This is a genomic window from Caballeronia sp. AZ1_KS37, from assembly GCF_023631165.1.
Classification (GTDB): Bacteria; Pseudomonadota; Gammaproteobacteria; order Burkholderiales; family Burkholderiaceae; genus Caballeronia; species Caballeronia zhejiangensis.
The window spans coordinates 114,634-136,316 of sequence record NZ_JALQDP010000016.1 but is presented as its reverse complement, the minus strand read 5'-3'; the positions used below and the strand labels follow the sequence as shown (position 1 = coordinate 136,316).

Annotated in this window: 27 protein-coding genes; 12 read left to right on the top strand and 15 right to left on the bottom strand. The window is 63.5% G+C overall.

Annotated elements, in window-relative coordinates; genetic code table 11:
* Positions 1 to 120: 120 nt before the first annotated feature.
* The 5 genes from NCS00_RS11665 (at position 121) to NCS00_RS11645 (ending at position 2,760) form a co-directional block, all read left to right on the top strand.
* Positions 121 to 669, top strand: coding sequence for a GspH/FimT family pseudopilin (locus NCS00_RS11665; protein ID WP_008342793.1), 549 nt, complete (start codon positions 121 to 123; stop codon positions 667 to 669).
* 108 nt (positions 670 to 777) lie between these two features.
* Positions 778 to 1,038 (top strand): hypothetical protein, encoded by a 261-nt coding sequence (locus NCS00_RS11660; protein ID WP_008342791.1) that lies wholly within the window; start codon positions 778 to 780, stop codon positions 1,036 to 1,038.
* A complete protein-coding gene (locus tag NCS00_RS11655; RefSeq protein ID WP_250440165.1) occupies positions 1,035 to 1,823 on the top strand; it encodes a PilW family protein in 789 nt (262 codons plus the stop codon). Before NCS00_RS11660 ends, NCS00_RS11655 begins: the two co-directional genes overlap by 4 nt.
* Complete coding sequence (locus NCS00_RS11650) at positions 1,820 to 2,299, top strand: pilus assembly PilX family protein (protein ID WP_008342787.1); 480 nt, start codon at positions 1,820 to 1,822, stop codon at positions 2,297 to 2,299. The genes NCS00_RS11655 and NCS00_RS11650 overlap by 4 nt, the downstream gene beginning before the upstream one ends.
* 8 nt (positions 2,300 to 2,307) lie before the next feature.
* On the top strand, positions 2,308 to 2,760 hold the full coding sequence (locus NCS00_RS11645; protein ID WP_250440163.1) for a type IV pilin protein: 453 nt from the start codon (positions 2,308 to 2,310) through the stop codon (positions 2,758 to 2,760).
* 8 nt (positions 2,761 to 2,768) lie between these two features.
* Here the strand turns inward: NCS00_RS11645 and NCS00_RS11640 are convergent, their stop codons facing one another.
* The 4 genes from NCS00_RS11640 to NCS00_RS11625 all read right to left on the bottom strand — a co-directional run bounded on the left by NCS00_RS11640 (position 2,769) and on the right by NCS00_RS11625 (position 5,650).
* Complete coding sequence (locus NCS00_RS11640; protein WP_008342783.1) at positions 2,769 to 3,275, bottom strand: DUF3318 domain-containing protein; 507 nt, start codon at positions 3,273 to 3,275, stop codon at positions 2,769 to 2,771.
* 21 nt (positions 3,276 to 3,296) lie between these two features.
* Positions 3,297 to 3,677, bottom strand: a complete 381-nt coding sequence (locus tag NCS00_RS11635; RefSeq protein ID WP_034471543.1) for a phage holin family protein — start codon at positions 3,675 to 3,677, stop codon at positions 3,297 to 3,299.
* Positions 3,678 to 3,860: 183 nt separating this feature from the next.
* A complete protein-coding gene (locus NCS00_RS11630; protein WP_008342781.1) occupies positions 3,861 to 4,163 on the bottom strand; it encodes an ElaB/YgaM/YqjD family protein in 303 nt (100 codons plus the stop codon).
* Between the two features lie 296 nt (positions 4,164 to 4,459).
* Positions 4,460 to 5,650 carry an acyl-CoA dehydrogenase gene (locus NCS00_RS11625; RefSeq protein ID WP_241814132.1) on the bottom strand — a complete coding sequence of 397 codons (1,191 nt, stop codon included), beginning with the start codon at positions 5,648 to 5,650 and terminating at the stop codon, positions 4,460 to 4,462.
* 134 nt (positions 5,651 to 5,784) lie between these two features.
* Here NCS00_RS11625 and NCS00_RS11620 point away from each other — a divergent pair, with 134 nt between their 5' ends.
* Positions 5,785 to 6,573: an IclR family transcriptional regulator gene (locus NCS00_RS11620; RefSeq protein WP_008342778.1), complete on the top strand. Its 789-nt coding sequence runs from the start codon at positions 5,785 to 5,787 to the stop codon at positions 6,571 to 6,573.
* Positions 6,574 to 6,577: 4 nt separating this feature from the next.
* Here the strand turns inward: NCS00_RS11620 and kynA are convergent, their stop codons facing one another.
* Genes kynA through kynB form a run of 3 tightly spaced genes read right to left on the bottom strand, consistent with a single transcriptional unit; the run spans position 6,578 to position 9,370 of the window.
* A complete protein-coding gene (kynA, locus tag NCS00_RS11615) occupies positions 6,578 to 7,453 on the bottom strand; it encodes a tryptophan 2,3-dioxygenase (protein WP_250440162.1) in 876 nt (291 codons plus the stop codon).
* Positions 7,454 to 7,466: 13 nt separating this feature from the next.
* Positions 7,467 to 8,717, bottom strand: a complete 1,251-nt coding sequence (kynU, locus tag NCS00_RS11610; RefSeq protein ID WP_250440161.1) for a kynureninase — start codon at positions 8,715 to 8,717, stop codon at positions 7,467 to 7,469.
* Between the two features lie 26 nt (positions 8,718 to 8,743).
* Positions 8,744 to 9,370: an arylformamidase gene (kynB, locus tag NCS00_RS11605; protein WP_244807600.1), complete on the bottom strand. Its 627-nt coding sequence runs from the start codon at positions 9,368 to 9,370 to the stop codon at positions 8,744 to 8,746.
* Positions 9,371 to 9,503: 133 nt separating this feature from the next.
* On the opposite strand from kynB, the gene NCS00_RS11600 reads away from it, so the two are divergent.
* Positions 9,504 to 10,007 (top strand): Lrp/AsnC family transcriptional regulator, encoded by a 504-nt coding sequence (locus tag NCS00_RS11600; RefSeq protein WP_008342772.1) that lies wholly within the window; start codon positions 9,504 to 9,506, stop codon positions 10,005 to 10,007.
* A gap of 1 nt (position 10,008) precedes the next feature.
* On the opposite strand, the gene NCS00_RS11595 is transcribed toward NCS00_RS11600, so the two are convergent.
* Positions 10,009 to 10,521 (bottom strand): flavin reductase family protein, encoded by a 513-nt coding sequence (locus NCS00_RS11595; RefSeq protein WP_239295111.1) that lies wholly within the window; start codon positions 10,519 to 10,521, stop codon positions 10,009 to 10,011.
* 323 nt (positions 10,522 to 10,844) lie between these two features.
* On the opposite strand from NCS00_RS11595, the gene msrA reads away from it, so the two are divergent.
* Positions 10,845 to 11,393, top strand: coding sequence for a peptide-methionine (S)-S-oxide reductase MsrA (gene msrA, locus NCS00_RS11590; protein ID WP_250440160.1), 549 nt, complete (start codon positions 10,845 to 10,847; stop codon positions 11,391 to 11,393).
* Between the two features lie 14 nt (positions 11,394 to 11,407).
* Here msrA and NCS00_RS11585 read toward each other — a convergent pair whose 3' ends face one another.
* On the bottom strand, positions 11,408 to 12,517 hold the full coding sequence (locus NCS00_RS11585; protein ID WP_250440159.1) for a DUF72 domain-containing protein: 1,110 nt from the start codon (positions 12,515 to 12,517) through the stop codon (positions 11,408 to 11,410).
* Positions 12,518 to 12,644: 127 nt separating this feature from the next.
* Here NCS00_RS11585 and NCS00_RS11580 point away from each other — a divergent pair, with 127 nt between their 5' ends.
* Entirely contained in the window at positions 12,645 to 13,076 is a 432-nt protein-coding gene (locus NCS00_RS11580) for a DUF29 domain-containing protein (RefSeq protein WP_250440158.1), read from the top strand.
* A gap of 60 nt (positions 13,077 to 13,136) precedes the next feature.
* Here the strand turns inward: NCS00_RS11580 and NCS00_RS11575 are convergent, their stop codons facing one another.
* Together NCS00_RS11575 and pdxH are read right to left on the bottom strand one after the other, a co-directional pair.
* Positions 13,137 to 14,351 carry a class I SAM-dependent methyltransferase gene (locus tag NCS00_RS11575; RefSeq protein ID WP_008342762.1) on the bottom strand — a complete coding sequence of 405 codons (1,215 nt, stop codon included), beginning with the start codon at positions 14,349 to 14,351 and terminating at the stop codon, positions 13,137 to 13,139.
* 101 nt (positions 14,352 to 14,452) lie between these two features.
* The gene (pdxH, locus tag NCS00_RS11570) at positions 14,453 to 15,094 is read right to left on the bottom strand and encodes a pyridoxamine 5'-phosphate oxidase (protein ID WP_250440157.1); all 642 of its coding nucleotides are present in this window, start codon (positions 15,092 to 15,094) and stop codon (positions 14,453 to 14,455) included.
* A 286-nt stretch (positions 15,095 to 15,380) separates the two neighbouring features.
* Between pdxH and NCS00_RS11565 the strand changes: the two genes are divergently transcribed.
* Positions 15,381 to 16,226, top strand: coding sequence for a tRNA threonylcarbamoyladenosine dehydratase (locus NCS00_RS11565; RefSeq protein ID WP_250440156.1), 846 nt, complete (start codon positions 15,381 to 15,383; stop codon positions 16,224 to 16,226).
* A gap of 64 nt (positions 16,227 to 16,290) precedes the next feature.
* On the opposite strand, the gene trxA is transcribed toward NCS00_RS11565, so the two are convergent.
* Both trxA and NCS00_RS11555 read right to left on the bottom strand, forming a co-directional pair.
* Positions 16,291 to 17,139, bottom strand: a complete 849-nt coding sequence (gene trxA, locus NCS00_RS11560; protein ID WP_175980465.1) for a thioredoxin — start codon at positions 17,137 to 17,139, stop codon at positions 16,291 to 16,293.
* A 68-nt stretch (positions 17,140 to 17,207) separates the two neighbouring features.
* A complete protein-coding gene (locus tag NCS00_RS11555) occupies positions 17,208 to 18,107 on the bottom strand; it encodes a pirin family protein (protein WP_250440155.1) in 900 nt (299 codons plus the stop codon).
* Between the two features lie 180 nt (positions 18,108 to 18,287).
* On the opposite strand from NCS00_RS11555, the gene NCS00_RS11550 reads away from it, so the two are divergent.
* Both NCS00_RS11550 and NCS00_RS11545 read left to right on the top strand, forming a co-directional pair.
* Positions 18,288 to 18,554: a hypothetical protein gene (locus NCS00_RS11550; protein ID WP_175980463.1), complete on the top strand. Its 267-nt coding sequence runs from the start codon at positions 18,288 to 18,290 to the stop codon at positions 18,552 to 18,554.
* Between the two features lie 164 nt (positions 18,555 to 18,718).
* Positions 18,719 to 19,597, top strand: coding sequence for an EamA family transporter (locus NCS00_RS11545; RefSeq protein ID WP_250440153.1), 879 nt, complete (start codon positions 18,719 to 18,721; stop codon positions 19,595 to 19,597).
* 19 nt (positions 19,598 to 19,616) lie between these two features.
* On the opposite strand, the gene NCS00_RS11540 is transcribed toward NCS00_RS11545, so the two are convergent.
* Both NCS00_RS11540 and tsaE read right to left on the bottom strand, forming a co-directional pair.
* The gene (locus NCS00_RS11540) at positions 19,617 to 21,119 is read right to left on the bottom strand and encodes an N-acetylmuramoyl-L-alanine amidase (RefSeq protein ID WP_175980461.1); all 1,503 of its coding nucleotides are present in this window, start codon (positions 21,117 to 21,119) and stop codon (positions 19,617 to 19,619) included.
* Positions 21,101 to 21,673 carry a tRNA (adenosine(37)-N6)-threonylcarbamoyltransferase complex ATPase subunit type 1 TsaE gene (tsaE, locus tag NCS00_RS11535; protein WP_175980460.1) on the bottom strand — a complete coding sequence of 191 codons (573 nt, stop codon included), beginning with the start codon at positions 21,671 to 21,673 and terminating at the stop codon, positions 21,101 to 21,103. The genes NCS00_RS11540 and tsaE overlap by 19 nt, the downstream gene beginning before the upstream one ends.
* Positions 21,674 to 21,683 lie beyond the last annotated feature (10 nt).

Genomic DNA, 21,683 nt, shown 5'->3' with positions numbered 1-21,683 from the left:
ACATTCGCTCGCGCAGTCTGCCCGGTATCGGAGAGTGCGAACACTCGGCCATTCGGCTAATGGCGGCGCGCCTGACTTATCGCTAGATTGAGCTTTTCGGCTCGATTTGATCGATAAGGCATGCAGACGATTCCCGCATCAAATCAAGGTTTCACACTCGTCGAACTATGCGTGGTGCTCGCCGTCATGGCGATCCTCGCGACGTTCGCCGCGCCTTCGTTCGTCGCGTGGCAGACGCGCGATCAAGTCGATGCACGGGCGCGCGCGCTCTTTTCCACGTTGTCGCTTGCGCGCGCCGAAGCCGTGCGGCGCGGTGCACGCGTCACGCTTTGCAAGATCGATGCGTCTCGTCATTGCCTCGCATCTGGCCGAAGCTGCGAAAGCGGTGTCACCGACTGGTCGTGCGGATGGGGCTTGTTCGTCGAGCGCGACGGTGTTTCGACGCTTTTGCGCATGCAGCCGGCGATGACATCGGTTTCCATCGCCGGGACATCGACCGAGCTTTCGTTCACGCCGCCTTCGGGGCAGGTGATCGGCGGATTCCGCAGCTTCGAATTCGGTCCGCGCGGCGCCGATTCCGCCGCGAATCCGTCGTCACGTCGATGCATACGGCTCGCGGCAGGCGGCCGGGCGCGCATGACCTCAGGCGGCTGCGGAGCATCGGCATGAAAGACGTTCAACGTGGAGATTCGCTGATCGAAGTGATGATCGCGCTTACGCTGATGGCCGTGACCGCGCTCGGACTCATCGCGACGCAAAGCGCGCTCGCGCGCGGCGTTGCTGCACGAACGGGCCGCGCTGATCGCAGATTCCGTCGCGGAAGGCATTCGCAGCGATGCGGACCGTGCGGCGATCGTGTCGCAATGGCAGGGGAGAGCGGCGTCGATGCTGCCTGCGGGCGACGTGGCAATATCCGATCGCGCCGATGGCGTGCGCATCGCGACCGTGAGCTGGCACGCGCAAGACCGCTCGAAGCCGTGCCCCGAACAGCAGGCTAAGCCGCTCACGTCGTGCATCGCTGTGGCGTTTGCGCGATGACTCCGCGCTTGCTCTCATCGCGCGGCCATACGCTGCTGGAGATGACGATTGCGCTCGCGCTCGGCATGCTGATCGTGACCGCTTCGCTGTCGCTCTATCGCGGGCAGCGCGCCGCTTTCGACCGCGCCGCCGATGCCGCGCGCATTCACGACGCCGCGTCCAGCGCTTTGGAAATGCTCGCCCAGCAGATCCAGATGGCCGCATTCGCATCGAGCGTGGATTCGCCGGTCGATGCGTCGATGTTCGGTTGCGCGCAAGGCCGCGCGATCGGAGCGGATACAACCGCATCGTGCGAATCGCTCGCAAGCCATTCGGACGGCCTGCAGGTTCGCTATTCAGCCGACGCCGTCTCGACCTGGCCGTCGACCGCAGGCGCGCCGACCGATTGCCTCGGCCAGGCGGTCTCCGACGCCATCGTCACGAACCGGTTCTACGGGAAGCCGAGCAGTTCCACCGGAGAGCCCGAGTTGTACTGCGAAGGCGGCGGCAGACAGGCGCAGCCGATCGTCGAAGGCATCGAGCGAATGCGGGTGATGTATTGGCTCGCGGGGGCGCCGTCGGCATCGGATGCTTCGGCTATCGCGCGCGAACGCTGGCGCGATGTCCATGCTGCGGACGTATGCGTCGTCGTGCGCGGTTTCATCGCACACGCCAAGCGGAAAACGGACTATGTGGATTGCAACGGCTTGCCCGTAACCGTCGAGGACGGCCGCGTTCGCCAGGTCTTCTGGCGGCGCGTTGCGATACGGAATTCGGTGGCGTCGCCGTCCGGAGGCGCGCAATGAAGCGACGTTCGCTGACACGCGCAAGCACGTTGCCGATCGTGCTGATCCTCGCCGCGATGATGTTGATCACGGCTGCCGCATGGCTGCAAACGTCGCTCGTAGCGGCGCGCGCGACCGTCGCGACGCGCGAGCGCGTCCACGCGTTTCATGCCGCGGACAGCGCGTTGATCCGATGCAGCCGAATGCTTTCCCTCGCGTTGCCAACGCCGAGTTCGAAGGACGAGCCGTCGCGATGGCGCGCGAAATCCTCGTTCGACGGACCGTCCGCTGCCGCGATCGCGCCGTTCGCTTCGTGGCCGTACGCGCGCCGCGCCCCGCAATGCCTGATCGAATCGCGGGCCAACGCATCGTATTTGATTACCGCGCGGGGCTTCGGCGCGAATGCCGATTCCGAGGCTTGGCTGCAACTTAGGATCGATACCGCCGATGGCGTGAGCACCCAATATTGGCGGCGCGTCGTCGCTAGGCCGTTTTGAGGATCGATATGAACGAAAAGGGCTTCAGTCTGCTTGAACTGATGATCGCGCTGGGCGTTGCCGCGATCATCGCGACTTTCTCGATCCCGGCGTATCGGGCGCACGTGGTGAAGGCGCATCGGCTCGACGCCGCGTCGGCCTTGCTGCGCGCGGTTCAGTTCGTGGAAACCGCGCGTCTTGCGCAAAAATCGGAAAGCGGCGAGGTGATCGCGCTCGCTTCCGGGCTCGATCGCGCGCCATCGAGCGGGGCGGCCGTGTACAGCGTGGCCGTGCTGCCGGAAACGCCGACGAACGGCGGTTATGCGATCGAAGCCGTGCCGGTCGGGGCGGGCGCGATGCAGGACGATGTCTGCGGCGTGTTCGTCATCGACGCCACCGGGCTGCGCTGGAATTGCCCGCCTGACGCGACCACGCCGCTCGATGCGGCACAGTCGGCGTCATGCTGGGCGGGGAAGAGTTGACGCGGGTGTCAGAAAACGGTTGGATCGACGGCGTCGTTGGAGGTTTCGGGCGCGGCGTTCTTCATCTGCGTGTAGATGCGCCAGCCTTCCCATCCGGCGAGCGCGAGACCGCCCCATTTGAGCACCGGCTTCGCGCTGTGCAACAGCTTCGTCCGCACCGGCTTGGTGAGTACGAGCGAGGCGAGCGATCCGATGACCGGATACTGCTTGAACAGCAAGCCGACATTGCCCGAGCCGAGCAGCGAAGCGAGCATGCCGCCAATGCCGCCCGCCGAGCCGCCGCGGCCGCGCTTGCCCCACCGGCGCGAGCCGCCGCTGCCAGGCATCAGGAAGCGCAGCACGCTGAAATGCGTGACCGACGTGCGCAGATCATAGGTGGCTTGCCGCAGCTCCATGCGCTCGACATCCGCGCGGGCGATCAGCAGTTCCTTGCGCAGCGCGCGCATGTGCGGCGTGCGCAGCTTCTGCATCTTGCCGCGCTTGGGAGGCTTGAAGGTGTCGTCGTGTTGGCTCATGGCTTGATTTGGGCGCGGGAATCAACGGAAGGTATCGCGGTCCTTGCGGAATTCGGCGAGCGTGTCGTCGAACATGTTCGGCGCATCGCGCAGATTGCTGCGCGCACGCAGGCCGCATCCGACCGCGATCAGCGCGTACAGAAGGGTGATGCCGCCGAGCGCCTGCCAGCGATACGTGTCCCAGAAGAAGATGGCGATGAGCACCGTCAGGGAGATGAGCGCCATCATCGCGAGCATCATGGCCGCGAGCCCGAGGAAAAGCACGCCGATGAGCCGCTCCTTTTCTTCCTGAAGCTCGATGCCGATGAGTTCAAGGCGCGTCTCGAAGATGGCGAAGGCGGAGCTCAGAATTCGTCGCAACGGTCCGGGAGACGATTGCTGCGTTGGCCGTTCTGTCGTCATGGCTTGAATGCGAGAGGCGCGTTTGGTGCCGCTGTTTGTGGGTCCGGTCGGCGCTCGAGGCAGCCGGCCGGTGCGAGTGTCGAACCGCGCGCCCGGGCGAGGCGCTCGCGGTTCAGTCCAGCGGGGACCGCGACAGAAAGCTGATTAGCAATCTGCGGGCCATTGAATCGAAAGACGGGTGCTTTACTTCCGGTTGATCAGAAGTCCGATCACCATGCCGATGCCAGCCGCGATCCCAATGGACGCCCACGGATGCTCGTGCACGTAATCGTCGGTGGCGCGGGCGGCCTTCTTGCCTCGCTCGATCACGACGACTTGCGCGTCGGCGGCTTTTTCCTTGGCTTGCTTGAGACGGGTGAGTGCGGTCTCGCGCAGTTCGGAGGCGCGTTCGCCGGTGGCGGTAGCTGCTTGCTTCAAGAGATCTTCGGCGTCAGCGAGTACTGATTTGATATCCGACATGAATCGCTCCTTGTTGATTTCTGACATTAAAGGCTCCAATCGGTGAGGTTACGCGAATCGTAACCAAAGATGGGATCGCTGACGAGGAGACGTGCGCCCTGCCGCGCTGAATGTCGCAGTTTCCGTTCCAGTCGCATCGGGCCGTGCGCGACCGCCGACGCCTCGTGATTTCATCGACATCGTTTCGAATTGATACGATCTGGCCCGTAAAAGTTTCAGGCGTAGATCGAAAGTTACACACGCCGATGCGCAAATGCACGCGTGAAAACAAAAAGGGCTGGCGCAACATGCGCCAGCCCTTTTCGATTGTGAATGAAGCTTGTTTAGAAAAACGCCTGAATTCCGGTTTGGGCGCGTCCGAGAATCAACGCGTGAATATCGTGCGTGCCTTCGTACGTGTTCACCACTTCGAGGTTCACGAGATGACGCGCGACACCGAATTCATCGGAGATGCCGTTGCCGCCGAGCATGTCGCGCGCGAGCCGGGCGATGTCGAGCGCCTTGCCGCACGAATTGCGCTTCATAATCGACGTGATCTCGACGGCCGCCGTGCCTTCGTCCTTCATGCGGCCGAGGCGCAGCACGCCCTGCAGTCCGAGCGTGATTTCAGTCTGCATGTCGGCGAGCTTTTTCTGAATCAGTTGATTCGCGGCAAGCGGCCGACCGAATTGCTTGCGATCGAGCGTGTACTGTCGCGCCGTGTGCCAGCACGCTTCGGCCGCGCCGAGCGCGCCCCAGGAAATGCCGTAGCGCGCCGAGTTGAGGCAAGTGAACGGACCTTTGAGGCCGCGCACGTTCGGCAGCATGTTCTCTTCGGGGACGAACACTTCGTCCATCACGATCTCGCCGGTGATCGACGCGCGCAAGCCGACCTTGCCGTGAATCGCCGGCGCCGATAGACCCTTCCAGCCTTTCTCGAGGATAAAGCCGCGGATCTCGTCGCGCCCGTCTTCCTCCAGCTTCGCCCAGACGACGAACACGTCCGCGATCGGCGAGTTCGAGATCCACATCTTCGTGCCCGACAGCGAGAAACCGTTCTGCACTTTCTTCGCGCGCGTCGTCATGCTGGCCGGATCGGAACCCGCGTTCGGCTCGGTGAGACCGAAGCAGCCGATCCACTCGCCGCGCGCGAGCTTCGGCAGATACTTTTCCTTTTGCGCGTCGCTGCCGAACGTGTTGATCGGCACCATCACGAGCGATGACTGCACCGACATCATCGAGCGATAACCCGAATCCACGCGCTCCACTTCACGCGCGATCAGCCCGTAGCACACGTAGTTCAGGCCCGGGCCGCCGTACTGTTCGGGAATCGTCGGTCCGAGCAGGCCCAGTTCGCCCATTTCGCGGAAGATCGCCGGATCGGTCTTCTCCTCGCGAAACGCCTGCATGACGCGCGGCTGCAGCTTGTCCTGCGCGTACGCGCGCGCGGCGTCGCGCACCATGCGTTCGTCTTCGGTCAGTTGCTGATCCAGCAAGAGCGGATCTTCCCAGTTGAAACGGGCGGCGTCGGCCATGTGCAATCTCCTGATTTCATCGTGAAGCGCCGTGCGCCGACCGGCTCGCGTGATCGGCCGAAGCGCGTGGCGCTTGACGTGAGTTCCGCTACGCGGAACAATGTTTTGCAAATCAGCTTCGAGTCTATCACCCGATGTCGACAGATTCCAATCGAAATTCCGGGCGCCTCATCTCGTCGGAGGATGTCGACGAGCGCAAGTTCGTCGTCGCGCTCGCTCGCGGGCTCGACCTGCTGCGCGCGTTTCGTCCCGGCGAGACGCTGCTCGGCAATCGCGATTTCGTCGACCGCACGGGATTGCCGAAGGCGACGGTCAATCGTCTCGCCTACACGCTGACGACGCTCGGCTATCTGCGTTTCGACGAACCCGCGGGCAAATACGCGCTCGATACCGGCGTGCTGTCGCTTGGCTTCACGCTGCTCGCGGGCGCGGACACGCTCGAACTCGCGCGTCCGCACATGCGCGCGCTGGCGCGGGAGATCGGCGCGGCGGTGTCGCTCGGCTGCCGCGACGGGCTCGACATGATCTATCTGGAAACCATCCGCAGCGAGACGGCGCTGACGCTCGGCCTCGCGCCCGGCTCGCGTCTGTCGATGCTCACGAGTTCGATGGGCCGCGCCTATCTCGCCGTGCAGGACGACGCGGCGCGCGAAGCTCTGTTTGAGGAACTCGGCAGGAACGAAGGCGAAGAGAAGGTCGAAGCGGCCCGCCGCTCGATCGAGGATTTCGCGCGCGACGGCTGCTGCTACTCGTTTCGCGAGTGGCACGACGATGTGAACGCCATCGCCGCGCCGGTCCGCGATCTGCGCAACGGACGCTGGCTCGTGCTGTCGAGCAGCGGGCCGGCGTCATCGATGGGCGAAGCGTATTTCCGCGAGACGATCGGCCCGAAGCTGAAGGCGCTTGCCGCGCGTCTCGCGTAACGACTCAGAGCACCGTTCGGACGTGCCAAAGCTCCGGGAACAGCACGACATCGAGCATCTTGCGCAGATACGACGCGCCTGCCGTGCCGCCCGTGCCGCCCTTGAAACCGATGATGCGCTCCACCGTCGTCACATGCCGGAAGCGCCATTGCCGGAACGCGTCTTCGAGATCGACGAGTTCCTCGGCCATCTCGTACAAATCCCAGTGTTGCGACGGATCGCGATACACCGCGAGCCACGCCGCTTCGACAGACGGATCGTGCGTCGTCGGCTGCGTCCAGTCGCGGTTCAGGCGCGCCGGATCAATCGCGAAGCCGCGTCGCGCGAGCAGGCGAATCACTTCGTCATAGAAAGAGGGCGTTTCGAGCGTTTCGCGGACCTGCGCGAGAATCTCCGGCCGATGCGCGTGCGGCTTCAGCATCTGCTCGTTCTTGTTGCCGAGCATGAACTCGATCTGCCGATATTGATGCGACTGAAAGCCCGACGACTGTCCGAGATACGGGCGCATCGCGGTGTATTCGGAGGGCGTCATCGTCGCGAGGACGTTCCACGCCTGCACCAGCTGCTCGAAGATGCGCGACACGCGCGCGAGCATTTTGAACGCGGGCGGCAATTCATCGCGATGCACCGCCGCGAGCGCCGCGCGCAGTTCGTATAGCGCGAGCTTCATCCACAGCTCGCTCGTCTGATGCTGCACGATGAACAGCATCTCGTTGTGATCCGGCGAGAGCGGATGCTGCGCGTTGAGGATCGAATCGAGGCCGAGGTAATCGCCGTAGCTCATCGAATCGGAGAAATCGAGCTTGGCGTCGTGCCAGCCTTTTTCTTGCGTCGCGTTCTGCGCGCCGTGGCCGAAAGGGCAGCCTTGTGTAGTGCTCATGTCGACGTTCCTCTCAAGTCACCGATGCGCGCTTGGCGAACTCGGGCGCGCGCCAGCTTTCGGTCGCGAGCACGTCGCGCAGGATTTCGACGGCGTCCCATACATCGACGAAACGTGTATAGAGCGGCGTGAAGCCGAAGCGCAAGATGCGCGGTTCGCGATAATCGCCGATCACGCCGCGCGCGATCAGCGCCTGCATCACTTCATAGCCGTTCGGATGCTCGAAGCTCGCCTGCGAGCCGCGTTGCGCGTGATCGCGCGGCGTCGCGAGCGACAGCGGAAAGTCGCCGCAACGTTCCTCGACGAGCTTGATAAACAAGTCCGAAAGCGCCAGCGATTTGCGACGCAGAGCCTGCATGTCGGTTTGCAGGAAAACATCGAGCCCGCATTCGACGAGCGACATGGACACGATCGGCTGCGTGCCGCAAAGAAAACGGCCGATGCCGTCGTCCGGCCGATACACCGGGTTCATTTCGAACGGCTTCTTGTGCCCCCACCAGCCGGAAAGCGGTTGCGAAAACGCGTTCTGATGGCGCTTCGGCACCCAAACGAACGCGGGCGAACCCGGCCCGCCGTTCAAATACTTGTACGTGCAGCCAACGGCGTAATCCGCGCCCACACCGTTCAGATCGACCGGCACCGCGCCCGCCGAATGCGCGAGATCCCAGACCGCGAGCGCGCCCGCGCGATGAATCGTCTGCGTGAGCGCGGCCATGTCGTGCATGTAGCCGGTGCGATAGTTGACGTGCGTAATCATCGCGATGGCGGTGTTTTCGTCGATGGCCGTCGGCAATTCGGAAGGGTCATCGACGAGACGCAGCTCGTAGCCGCGATCCAGTTGCTCGATCAAGCCCTGCGCGATGTACAGATCGGTCGGAAAGTTCGAACGTTCGGAGACGATCACGCGCCGCTTCGGATCGCGCTCGTTCGCGAGCTTGAGCGCGGCCGACAGGACCTTGAAAAGATTCGCCGAAATCGTATCGGTGACGACGACTTCGTCCTCGCCCGCGCCGATCAGCGGCGCCAGCTTGTTGCCGAGGCGCTTGGGCAGCGCGAACCAGCCGGCCGTGTTCCAGCTGCGGATCAGGCCTTCGCCCCATTCGGCGGCGATCACATCGGCGGCGCGCGCGGCGGCGGCCTTGGGCGGCACGCCGAGCGAGTTGCCGTCGAGATAGATCACGCCGTCGGCGAGCGCGAACTGGTCGCGCAGCGCGCCGAGCGGATCGTCGCGGTCGAGCGCCGCGGCTTCGTCACGATGTTTCATCGAAAAGTCCATAAATTTGAAGATCATCAAGAAAGCGGACGCAGGACGGCGCGAACGGGACTCGCGTCGAGCGTCGAGAATTTGAGCGGCAGGGCGATCAGTTCAAAATCGCCGGGCGCGGCGGCATCGAGCACGAGGCCTTCGAGAATCGCCATGCCGTGCGCGCGGATGCGCTTGTGGGCATCCATCGTCTTCGAGTCTTGCGGATCGAGCGACGGCGTATCGATGCCGATGAGTTTCACGCCTTTTTCTGCCAGCAAGTCGATGGTTTCGGGCGCGACGGCGGCGAACGCGCTGTCCCACGCGTCGAGCGGCGCGTTCGTGTAGGTGCGCAACAAAACGCGCGGCGGACAGTCGGCGAGATGCGCGGCGACGTGCGCGGGCGTCACGAGCGGCGACGCGCCGATGCAGTGCACGACGCGGCACGCACCGATGTACGTGTCGAGCGCGACTTCGCCGATCGGCGCGCCGTGTTCGTCGTAGTGAAGCGGGGCATCGGCATGTGAGCCGGTGTGCGGCGAAAGCGTAAGCCGCGCGACGTTGACGGGCGAGCCCGCCTCCATGCGCCACACGCGCTCGATGCCGACCGGCGTATCGCCCGGCCAGACGGGCGTGGCGGGATTGATCGGTGGAGAAATGTCCAGAAGCGTCATGACGCGCCCTAGCAGAAAGCGTGGAGATGCGTCAAATCATAGTCGTGTCATCTCGAAAAGTGCTTGCGAAATAACCACCCAAAACTGTCGCGCTTAGAACATAATTCGATGAAACGGGCTAGGGGACTCAAAAATGACCGGATTCACGCTCGATGCAACGGATTGCCGAATTCTGGCGGTACTGCAGGAAGATGGACGGATCAGTAACCTGGACCTGGCGGAGCGCATCTCGCTCTCGCCGTCGGCGTGTCTGCGCCGAATGCGGCTGCTGGAAGAGGAAGGGGTGATCGCGAGCTATCGCGCGTGCCTCGACCGCGAGCGGCTTGGCATCGAACTGGAGGCGTTCGTCCACGTTTCGATGCGCAATGACCAGGAAAATTGGCACGAGAAGTTCGCCGCGGCCGTGCGCGAATGGCCCGAAGTGGTCGGCGCGTTCGTCGTCACGGGCGACACGCATTACGTGCTGCGCGTGCTTGCGCATAACCTCAAACACTACTCCGACTTCATTCTCTCGAAGCTCTACAAGGCGCCTGGCGTGATCGACATTCGCTCGAACATCGTGTTGCAGACGATGAAGGACGACGCGGGCGTGCCGGTCGCGCTGATCGAGCAGCCGGGGCGCGGCCACACGGCGTAAGTTATTCGAGCGGTCCGAGCGTGTGAAAAGCGCCCGCCTGGAAGACGAGCGGCGCGACGTCGCTTGCGTCTTCGCGCACGCCGCATCGCTCCACTTCGCCGACGAAGATCACGTGATCGCCTTCGTCGTAGCGGCTGCGATTGTGGCATTCGAACCACGCGAGCGCGCCGTCGAGCACCGGCATGCCGGTATCGCCGGCGGCGTGCGAGACGCCCGCGAAGCGGTCGCCCTTGACGGTCGCGAAGCGCTTGCACAGGTCGATCTGCGACGCCGCGAGCACATTCACCACGTAGTGGCTATTGGCGCGGAACACCGGCATCGACGCCGATTTCGTCGCGAGACTCCACAGCACGAGCGGCGGATTCAGCGACACCGAGTTGAACGAACTCGCGGTGATGCCGATCAACTGGCCGGATTCGGTGCGCGTCGTGATGACCGTGACGCCGGTCGCAAACTGGCCGAGCGCGGCGCGAAACGCGGTCGGATCGAAATTCGGGGTTTTGGCGCGTGTCATTCGGCAGATCGGCAGGCAAATGGGCGGTCGAGTGTGTCGTGTGCTACCGAGCCGGCCGCGCGTCGCGCTTCAGTCGGAAGAACCTTTTCAGAAGCCATGTAAAAGCTGGAGATTTGTGTCGATTCTATCGGAATCGGCTGCCGCCGGCCGTCGAATGACCGTACTGCGGCAGCAAGTTCTCTGCCGCACGAGGGCTTTCTGCGCGGCGTGCGCAAACCCAGTAAGCTCGATTCATCGCGCCCGGGCGATTGAATAACCGGACGGACGCATCCATATGCATGATCCGCGGCGTGGCCGCATGCACTTGATGAGGAGCTTGCCTTATGACTCAACCCGGACTTGAGACCGCGACACTCGGCGGCGGATGTTTCTGGTGCACCGAAGCCGTGTTTCTCGCGGTGCAGGGCGTGGAGTCGGTCGAATCGGGCTATGCGGGCGGCAAGGTGGTGAATCCGTCGTACGAGCAGGTTTGCAGCGGCGACACCGGTCACGCGGAAGTGGTGAAGGTCGTGTTCGATCCGTCGGTCATCACGTATCGCGAAGTGCTCGAGATCTTCTTCGCGACGCACGATCCGACGCAGCTCAACCGACAAGGCAACGATGTGGGCACGCAGTATCGCTCGGCCGTTTTCACGCATTCGGACGAACAGCGCAAGACGGCGCTCGAAGTCATCGAGGAACTCGGTCGCGAGGACGTGTACGACAAGACCATCGTCACGCAAGTCGTGCCGCTCGACGACGATTACTATCCGGCCGAGGCGTATCACCAAAACTACTTCGCGCAGCATCCGAATCAGGGATATTGCGCGGCGGTCGTCGGGCCGAAGGTCGCGAAGTTTCGCAAGAAGTTCGTGCATCGCCTGAAGGCGTGATGCGCGTCTAGCCGCTAGTCGATCCGCGCGCGTTCGCATTCCTGCGCGATGCCGCGCGCGAGTTCGAAGCAGGTCAGCGGCGCGGAGCCTTCCGCCTTGTTGTTCGCCGCGATCACGACCGGCTGGCCCGCGATCGCATATCGCGCGGCCAGTTCGGCGAGCGCTTGGCGCGTGTCGAGGTCTTCGTCGACGATCTTGTCGAACGGCTCGTACTTCGCTTTCGCCTGCTCGTATTTGAAGCCGCTGTGCAGACTCCAGCGCACGATGAGCGGTCCCATTTTTTCTTCATCGAGCAGCGCGAGCGCTTTCGCCTGACGGCGCACGTCCGGCATGCGCGCATGAACGCCGATGCAATACCGCACGTTCGCGTCACGCAATGCGCGGATAAAGCGCGGCGTGAGCATCGCGGCGTCGCGGATCTCGACGGCGTAGCACGCGTCGCCTTCGAGCGGCGGCAGCGTTTGCAGAAACGCCGACAGCCGCTCGATGAAGCGCGCCGGCTCGACGATCATCGCGTCGGGCAGCGGCGAGAACTGGAACACGAGCGCGCCCGCTTTTTCGCCGAGACCGCCGATGCACGGCGTCACGAACTCGTCGATGGCGATCTGCGCATTCAGGAACGCGGGATTTTCCGCGCCCGGCGTGCCGCGCTCGCCGCGGATGAAGGCATCGGTGACGGATGCGGGCGCTTTCACGATGAAGCGGAAATGCGCGGGCACTTGCGAGGCGTGACGCGCGTAATCGGCGAGCGACAGCGGCGCGTAAAACGACCGGTCGATGGAGACGCTCTTCAGGAGCGGATGCGCGCCATAAGCGGTGAGGCCGTCGCGGGAGAGTTTGGTGTTCGAGTAGTCATCGCCATAAACGATGCCGCGCCAGCCGGGAAACGACCACGTCGATGTGCCGAGATGGATCGCGTCCGGAAGACGCTTCGCGAGGGCTGCGAGCTCGGGTTGCAAGGGCGCGGGAAGGACGCCGCGCGGTTTGGGTTGTCTCGGCGGTTTGGCTGGTTCGATAGAAGCTGGCGCGGACTCGCCGAAAAGATCCAACGCTTGATCCGTCGCGATGGTGACTTCGTGCTTTCGAGGTTCGGCATCGTTGTTCACACGGTTGTGAGTGTTCATGAGTGGCAAGCCGAAATTCAGAAAAATCGATGCGACTTGAGCGACGATGCGCGAAAGAAGTCGCAGTGTAGTGGATAGAATATCCGAGTGTCCGGGCAGGGAATCCGGGATGAGACAGGAGTATGAGATGGGAACGCGCTACGAACAGGACGTCGTGCTCTGGGCGAAAGAGCAAGCGGCATTGCTGCGCTCGGGGCAGCTCTCGGCTCTGGACATCGAGCATATCGCGGAGGAGATCGAGGACGTGGGTAAGAGTGAACAGCGAGAACTGGTGAGTCGTCTCACTGTGTTGTTAGCCCATTTGCTCGAATGGCAGTATCAGCCAGGGCGGCGTCGCAATAGCTGGAGGCGCACGATCGCAGTGCAACGCAAGGACGTGGCCCTGGTGCTCGATGAAGCGCCCAGCTTGAAAGGCAAGTTCAGCGATTCGGAGTGGTTCGCGTTCGTATGGGAAAAAGCGGTCGTGGCAGCCTCGAACGAAACCGGTCTGGAAGATTTTCCGGAACGCTGTCCCTGGTCGGTCGAGCAGATCATGGACGGCGAATTCTTGCCCGGATAGTCGAAAAAACAGGCGCGGCACCGGCAAGCGCTGCGCCTGCTTGAATCATCAGCACCTGTCTCAGAGCGCCTTCTCATAGATATACCGCCGCGACCACGGCAGCGTCGTCGCGCTGCGTCCCGCCTTGCGGCAGATCACCTGATAGATCGACACGTCGTCGTTCTCGAACGCATACGCGCAGCCCGCGAGATACACGCGCCAGATGCGGAAATGCTCATCGTCGACGAGCTTCTTCGCTTGCTCCGCGTTGGCCTCGAACCGCTCGGCCCAGATGTCGAGCGTGCGCGCGTAATGTCGCCGCAGGCTTTCGACGTCGATCGCCTCCAGCCCGCCGCGCTGCATGCATTCTAGCGCGAGGCTGATGTGCGGTAGTTCGCCGTCCGGAAACACATACTTGTCGATGAACTCGCCGCCGCCGAGCGATGTCTCGCCGCTGTCGGCATCGGAAGACGTGATGCCGTGGTTCATCGCGACGCCGTCATCGACAAGCAGATCGCGAATCCTCGAGAAGTATTCCGGCAGATTCTTGCGTCCGACGTGCTCGAACATCCCGACGCTCGTGATGCGGTCGAACTGCCCCGGAATATCGCGATAGTCTTGAAGGCGAATTTCGATCCGGTCGGCGAGGCCCGCGGCTTTCACGCGCTCGGTCGCGAGCTTGAACTGATTCTCCGAAAGCGTGACGCCGACGCAATTCGCGCCGAACTTCTGCGCCGCGCGGATCACGAGCGCGCCCCAGCCGCAGCCGATATCGAGCAGGCGCTGGCCCGGCTGCAACTGGATCTTCGTGAGAATGTGGTCGATCTTCTTCAACTGCGCGGTGTCGATGTCTTCGTCGCCATTCTCGAAGTAGGCGCAGGAATACACCATGTTCTTGTCGAGCCAGAGCTGATAAAACTCGTTCGACACATCGTAGTGGTACTGAATGGCTTTCTTGTCCGACGTCTTCGAATGATTGAAGTAGCGTCGCACGCGGGCGAGCTTGCTCGCGCTCGTCACCGTGCTTTTCGCGAGCGAGTAGCCGATGTTGATGATGTCGGACAGCTTGCCTTCGATGTCGATCTTGCCCTTCACGTAGGCTTCGCCGAGATTGTCGAGACTCGGTTCGAGCAGATAGGGCAGCGCGGTCGCGCTCTTTACGTGCAACGTCACCTGAGGCGCGGCGAACTGGCCGAAATCGTGCTGCTGGCCATCCCACAGCACGAGACGCGCGGGCAAATTGGCCCGCGCGCGCACTTCCTCAACCCACTGCGTCAGCTTCTTCTCCCAGAACATGCTTGTTTCTCCGCGCTAAAGAAAATCAAGGTGAAGGCTCGCGCCTTCATGTTCGTTGCCGTTGCGATCTCGGTTGCTGCCAATGCCCGCGTTTTATTGACTTACGGCGCGAGTCTCATGATTTGCCACGGACCGCCCGCGCCGTCCCGCGTGTACACGATGCGGTCGTGCAGGCGCGACGGGCGTCCCTGCCAGAATTCGACGGTGTCCGGCACCAGACGATATCCGCCCCAGTGCGGCGGGCGCGGCGGCGCGTCGCCGTACTTCGCGATCATCTCGCGTTCGCGCGCTTCCAGCGCCTCGCGGCTTTCGAGCGGCTGACTCTGATCCGATGCCCACGCGCCGATGCGCGAGCCGAGCGGACGCGACGCGTAATACACATCGCTCTCCTCATCGCTCGTCTTTTCGACGCGGCCCTCGATGCGCACCTGACGCTCGAGCTCGATCCAGTGGAACAGCAGGCTCGCGGCCGGATTCGCGGCGAGTTCGCGGCCCTTGCGGCTATCGTAATTGGTAAAAAAAACAAATCCGCGTTCGTCGACGCCCTTGATGAGCACGATGCGCGCGGACGGACGGCCCTGGTCATCGACGGTCGCAAGCGTCATCGCATTCGGTTCGGGCAGCTTCGCATCGAGCGCCTGGGCGAACCAGGTTTGAAACTGGCTTATCGGATTCGGGTCGACGTCGGATACATCGAGCGCGCCGCGCGAATAGTTTTTGCGAAGGTCTGCGAGGGTCGTCATTTTTTATGCAAGCGCTACAGTCGCGTCAGTATAGCCAAGGTGAAACGATCTTGCCCTGATTACCCATGCCCGCACCGCGTGCCGGGAGCGCGGCAGTCGCGGCTATCACGTTCATGGTTTCGATAAGGCAGAATACGCAATTCGACCGCATTTTGCATGATCGAACTACCACGTTCGCGAACTCGATAGCCGTCTGTAAGCGTTGCTTGACGCCGCACAACGTGCGGTGCATTTCGGCAGCTTTTAGTTTGCTTTCAATGCATCCGATTTCATCCATCCGCACGACATGAACGCTTCATCCGAAACCACTGCGACGCCCAGCGTCCACGAACTCGCCGATCGCGACCGGCGCTTCGGCGGCATCGCGCGCCTCTACGGCGCGCCCGCGCTCGCCGCGTTCGAGCGGGCGCATGTCGCGGTGATCGGCATCGGCGGCGTGGGTTCGTGGGTTGCCGAGGCGCTTGCGCGCAGTGCTGTCGGCCGGCTTACGCTGATCGATCTCGATAACGTCGCCGAAAGCAATACGAATCGTCAGATTCACGCGCTCGACGGCAACTACGGCAAGGCGAAAGTCACGGCGATGGCCGAGCGCATCAAACTGATCGATCCGGCGTGCGACGTGCGGCAGATCGAAGACTTCGTGGAGCCGGGCAATTTCGATGAAACGCTCGGCGGCGGTTTCGACTATGTGATCGACGCGATCGACAGCGTGCGTACGAAAACGGCGCTCATCGCGTGGTGCGTGGCGCGCAAGCAGGCGCTCATCACGGTCGGCGGCGCGGGCGGGCAGCTCGATCCGACGCGCATTCGTATCGACGATCTCGCGCTCACGATTCAGGATCCGCTGCTCTCGAAAGTGCGCGGCCAGTTGCGCAAGCTGCACGGTTTTCCGCGCGGACCGAAGGCGCGATTCAAGGTCAGCGCGGTGTATTCGGACGAGCCGCTGATCTATCCCGAAGCGCCCGCGTGCGACATCAGCGAAGGCGCCGAACATCTCGAAACCGGCGCGAATTACGCGGGGCCCGTCGGGCTGAATTGCGCGGGCTTCGGTTCGAGCGTGTGCGTGACGGCGAGCTTCGGCTTCGCGGCGGCCGCGCATGTCTTGCGCGAATTGGCGAAGCGCGCCGCCTGAAACGAAAATGGCCAGCTTCGATAGCTGGCCATTTTTTCATCCAAAGCCGGCGATCGATCGACGATCAGTTGATCGCCGCGCTTAACTTGCGCCGCCACTGCGAAACGAGATCCGGCTGATTCGCGGCGAGTTCGAACACCGACAGCATCGTCTTGCGGCCGACGTCGTCCATGAACGCGCGGTCGCGCACGACGATCGCAAGCAGATGTTCGAGCGCGCCAGCGTAATCGCGGCCCGCGATCAGCCGATTGGCCAGGGCGAAGCGCGCATCGAGATCGTCGGGATTCGCGTTCACGGCGTCGATGAGCGCGTCGGCGGGCGGCAGATCGGCGGCTGCATCGGCGGCGTCGAGCTCGGTCTTCAACGCGTTGTAGCGCGCGTCGATGCCTTGCGTCGTCTTCGGCGACAACAGCTTGTCCTCTTCCTTCGCTTCGTCGATGCGGCGTTCCGCGATCAGCCATTCGATCAGATCGAGACGCGCGTCCTCGTAACCGGGATCGAGCGCGAGCGCGGCCTTGATGGTGTCGATCGCGAGCTGGCGATCGCCCGCGGCCCACGCGCTCTGCGCGGCGCGGCGCTCGGCATCGGCGCCGGCGGGCACGAGACGGTCGATGAACTCGCGCAACTGGCCTTCCGGCAGCACGCCGATGAACTGATCGACCGGCCGTCCTTCCGCGAACGCAATGACGTGCGGAATGCTGCGCACCTGGAAATGCGCGGCGAGTTCCTGATTCTCGTCGACGTTCACCTTGACGAGATTCCAGGCGCCCGCCGCTTCGACTTCGAGCTTCTCGAGCATCGGGCCGAGCGTCTTGCACGGGCCGCACCAGGGCGCCCAGAAATCGACGAGCACGGGCGCGAGCATCGACGCGTTGATGACATCTTTCTCGAATGTGGCGAGGGTCGTATCCATGCGTTTTCTCCTAATGCTTTCGGTCGATCCCGATTACGTGGGGACGACACAGCCGGTTCTCAAGCGCGTCAGGCTTCGGGCGCGCGATTCTCGCGGCGCTGCGGCGGCAGCGGAATGAACTCGGTCTCGCCGGGCACGTGGCCCATGCGCTGCTCGCTCCAGGCGATCTTGGCCGCGTCGATCTTCTCGCGCGAACTCGACACGAAATTCCATTCGATGAAGCGCGGGCCGTCGAGCGGCGCGCCGCCGAGCAGCATCGTGACCGCGCCGTTCGCGCTCGTCAGCTTCCCGTCGGCGCCGGGCGCGAGCACGGCCATCTGCTGTTCGGGCAGCGGTTCGCCGTCGATCGACAAATCGCCGCTCACGAGATACACGCCGCGCTCCTCGTGCTCCGTATCGAGCGTGATCGCGCTGCCGGGCGTGAACTGCGCGGCGACATAAAGCGTCGGCGAAAACGTGCGCGTGGGCGCTTTCGCGCCGAACGCCGTGCCCGCGATGATGCGCAGCGTGACGCCGTCGCGCTCGATCTGCGGCAACGCCGCCGCTGCGTGATGCTCGAATGCCGGCTCGATGTCCTCGCTCGCGGCGGGCATCGCGACCCACGTCTGGATGCCGTGCATCGTCTGGCCGGATGCGCGTTCCTCGTCGGGCGTGCGCTCGGAATGGACGATGCCGCGGCCCGCGGTCATCCAGTTGACGTCGCCGGGAACGATCTTCTGCACGGAGCCGACGCTATCGCGATGCATGATCGCGCCGTCGAACAGATACGTGACCGTCGCGAGCCCGATATGCGGATGCGGACGCACGTCGAGGCCGTTTCCGGGCACGAGCGTTGCGGGACCGATATGGTCGAAAAAGATGAAGGGTCCGACGGTGCGCGCCGCGAGGGCGGGCAGCACGCGCCGCACCATGAGGCCGCCGACGTCATGTTGGTGTGGCTTCAGCAATGCGCGGATCGTCGAAGGCATGGCCGGTTCCGGAAGGAAGATCGCGCGCCGGAATGGCGCGTGGATCAGCCGATTCTACCGGCCGATGCCGCGCGGCGCAGGCGTTGCCGCCGAGACTTTCGTTTTTTTGGTGCCGCGTGGGTTCCAGGCACGCGGCTTCGCGCAACTTTCGCAACGTGACAATTTGGATAGGGAGTCGAAATGAGCAAGAACAAGCTTTTGATCGCCATCACCGCTGGCCTTTTCACCGCCACCGCCGCAACGGGCGCGTTCGCGCAGACCTCGTCGGGCAATTCGTCTGCGGCGATGGGCAACGACACCGCCGGCGCCACCACCGATAATTCGGCCGCGACCACGCCGAAGAAGCACAAGACGCACAAGCACACGACGAAATCGACGGCGACCAAGAAGACGCCGGCCGTCGAAACCGGCAACGATGCGGGCACGGAATCCGGCCAGACGAAGTAAGCGCCGCTTCGCATCGCCGCAGCCAAAGCGCTCGCGCCTTTCACGAGGCGCGGGCGCTTTTTGCGTGCATCGTCATGCCGCGCAGGATTTGACAAGCCTGCCGCCGCGCCCTCGGCTACACTTTACGGCTCGCCAACGACGCACATGACACAAGGAAGAGGGCGATGTCGCCAAAGGATTTGCTGATCGCATCGGTGGTCATTCTCGCGTGGGGCGTGAATTTCGTCGTCATCAAGCTGGGACTGCACGGTGTTCCGCCGATGCTGCTCGGCGCGCTGCGCTTCGCGCTCGCCGCCGTGCCCGCGATCTTCGTCAAGCGCCCGCAGATACCGCTGCGCTGGCTCTTTGCCTACGGCCTCACCATTTCTCTCGGGCAGTTCGCGCTGCTTTTCTACGGCATGTACGTGGGCATGCCCGCCGGTCTCGCGTCGCTCGTGCTGCAGGCGCAAGCATTCTTCACGCTCATCTTCGCGTCGATGTTCCTCGGCGAGCGCATCCGCGCGGCGAACGTCGCCGGCCTGCTGATCGCGGCGGCGGGGCTTGCGCTCATCGGCATGCGCGGCGGTCACGCGATGACCCTCACCGGCTTTCTCTTCACGCTCGCCGCCGCCGCGATGTGGGCGCTCGGCAATATCGTGACGAAGCGTATGGGCAAGGTCGATCTGCTCTCGCTCGTGGTGTGGGGCAGCCTGATTCCGCCGCTGCCGTTCCTCGCGCTCTCGCTCATCTTCGAAGGCCCGGCGCGCATCGAATCCAGTCTCGCGACGATTCCGCTCATCTCGATCTTCGCGATTCTCTATCTTTCGTTCATCGCGACGATCGTCGGCTATAGCTTGTGGGGAAAGTTGCTCGCGCGCTATCCGGCGGGAAGCGTCGCGCCGTTCTCGCTGCTCGTCCCGGTGATAGGGCTGGCGTCGGCGGCGCTGTTTCTCGGCGAGAGTTTGAATTCGGCGCAGGTGGCGGGCGCGGCGCTCGTGATGGCGGGACTCGTGGTGAACGTATTCGGCGCGCGGCTCGTTCAGCGCATTCTGCCGGCGCGCTGAACGAAACCCGGCCGGATTTTTACGTCATGCGGCTCTTCGCGAGCGGCGGATTCGCCGCGAAATAGCGCTTGATGCCCTTCATGATCGCGTTGGCCATCTTGTCACGATAGGCGTCGTCGTTCAGGCGCGTTTCCTCGTCCGGATTGCTGATGAACGCGGTCTCCACGAGAATCGACGGAATGTCCGGCGCCTTCAGCACGGCGAAACCCGCCTGTTCGACCGAACCTTTGTGCAGCTTGTTGATGCCGCCGATTTCGTTCAGCACGAAGCTGCCGTAGCGCATCGAATCGCGGATCTGCGCGGTCGTCGACATGTCGAAGAGCGCGCGGTTCACGCTCGCGTCCTGCGACTTCACGTTGATGCCGCCGACCTGATCCGACGAGTTTTCCTTGTTCGCCATCCAGCGCGCAGCCGCGCTCGACGCGCCATGCTCCGACAGCGCGAACACCGACGATCCACGCGCTTCGGGCGACGTGAAGGCATCGGCGTGAATCGACACGAAAAGATCGGCGGAGACGCGCTGCGCCTTTTGCACGCGCACGTTGAGCGGCACGAAGAAGTCGGCGTCGCGGGTCATCATCGCGCGCATGTTGGGCTGGGCGTCGATCTTCGCGCGCAGCTTCTTCGCGATGTCGAGCGCGATGTGCTTCTCGTAGGTGCCCTGGCCGCCGATCGCGCCCGGATCTTCGCCGCCGTGACCGGGATCGATCGCGACGGTGAGCAGCCGCGTCGTGCCGGCGCCTTGCTTGGGCGTGGAGAACGCGTAGGCGTCGTTGTCGTCGTCCTTCTTCGCGATGACGGGCGGCGGCGCCGGCACGCGCGGCTTGACCGCCGGTTTCGGCGGCGTTTCGGCGGGCGTTTCGTTCTGCGCGTACTTTTGGAAGAACTCGTCGGTGGAATCGGGCGTCGTCGGTTTCTGCGCGGTCGCCGGCCCGGAAAGCGTCGCGGGCGGCGGCGCGGACGGATTCGGATTGGCGCGGTCGAGCGCTTCCTGCTTGCGCTCGGTCTGCGCGAGCAGTTCCATCAGCGGATCGGGTGCGACGGCCGGATACAGATCGAACACGAGCCGGTATTTGTAGCTGCCGATCGGCCCGAGCGTGAACACCTGCGGCTTCACCGATCCTTTCAGATCGAACACCATGCGCACGACATGCGGCTGATATTGCCCGATGCGCACCGCCTGAATCTGCGGATCGTTCGGCGTGATCTTCGAGACGAGATCGCGCAGCGCCTGATCGAGATCGATGCCGGAGAGATCGACCACGAGCCGGTCCGGCCCCTGCAATAGCTGATTGGCGTTCTGAAGCGGCTGGTCCGATTCGATCGTCACGCGGGTGTAGTCGCGCGCGGGCCACACGCGCACGCCGAGCACGCTGCTCGCATGCGCGAGCTTCGGTCCGACGAGCGCGAGCACGAGCGTCGAAGCGCCTGCGCGCAACACCTGACGGCGACGCCAGTTGTGCGGCGCTTGGGCAGCCGATTCGATCGAATGAAATGGCTTGATCAACATCTTTCGAGACATGACTTTCCTGTTTCGCTAAATGCCCGCGCGGTCAGCACGCGGCCTTCATCGTTCGACGTTCCTTCGTCCGGCAGAGACAGCGCAAACACGAGATCCGGCACGCCGAGCAGGCCACCCGCCTGTTGCGGCCATTCGACGAGGCACACCGCGCCCGCATCGAAATATTCGCGAAAGCCGGCATCGGCCCATTCGGCCGGATCGGCGAAGCGATAGAGATCGAAGTGATAAACGTCGAGCGGACCGCTTTTGGTGACGAGCGAATACGGCTCGACGAGCGTGTAAGTCGGGCTCTTCACGCGGCCGACGTGGCCGAGCGCGCGCAAGGTCGCGCGCACGAGCGTGGTCTTGCCCGCGCCGAGATCACCGATCAACTGGACTTGCAGACCGTGAAAACGTTCAGACGAAGCGTGCGATATGGACAGACGCGTAGCGTCGATGGCGCGCGCGAAGCGTTCTCCGAAAGCGAGCGTCGCGGCTTCGTCGCGCAGGTCGAAGCGGCGTTCGAGAAGCGCGGCGGATAAGTCTTGCGTCGTTCGTGCGGGGCTTTCGGGCATTGCTCGTAAA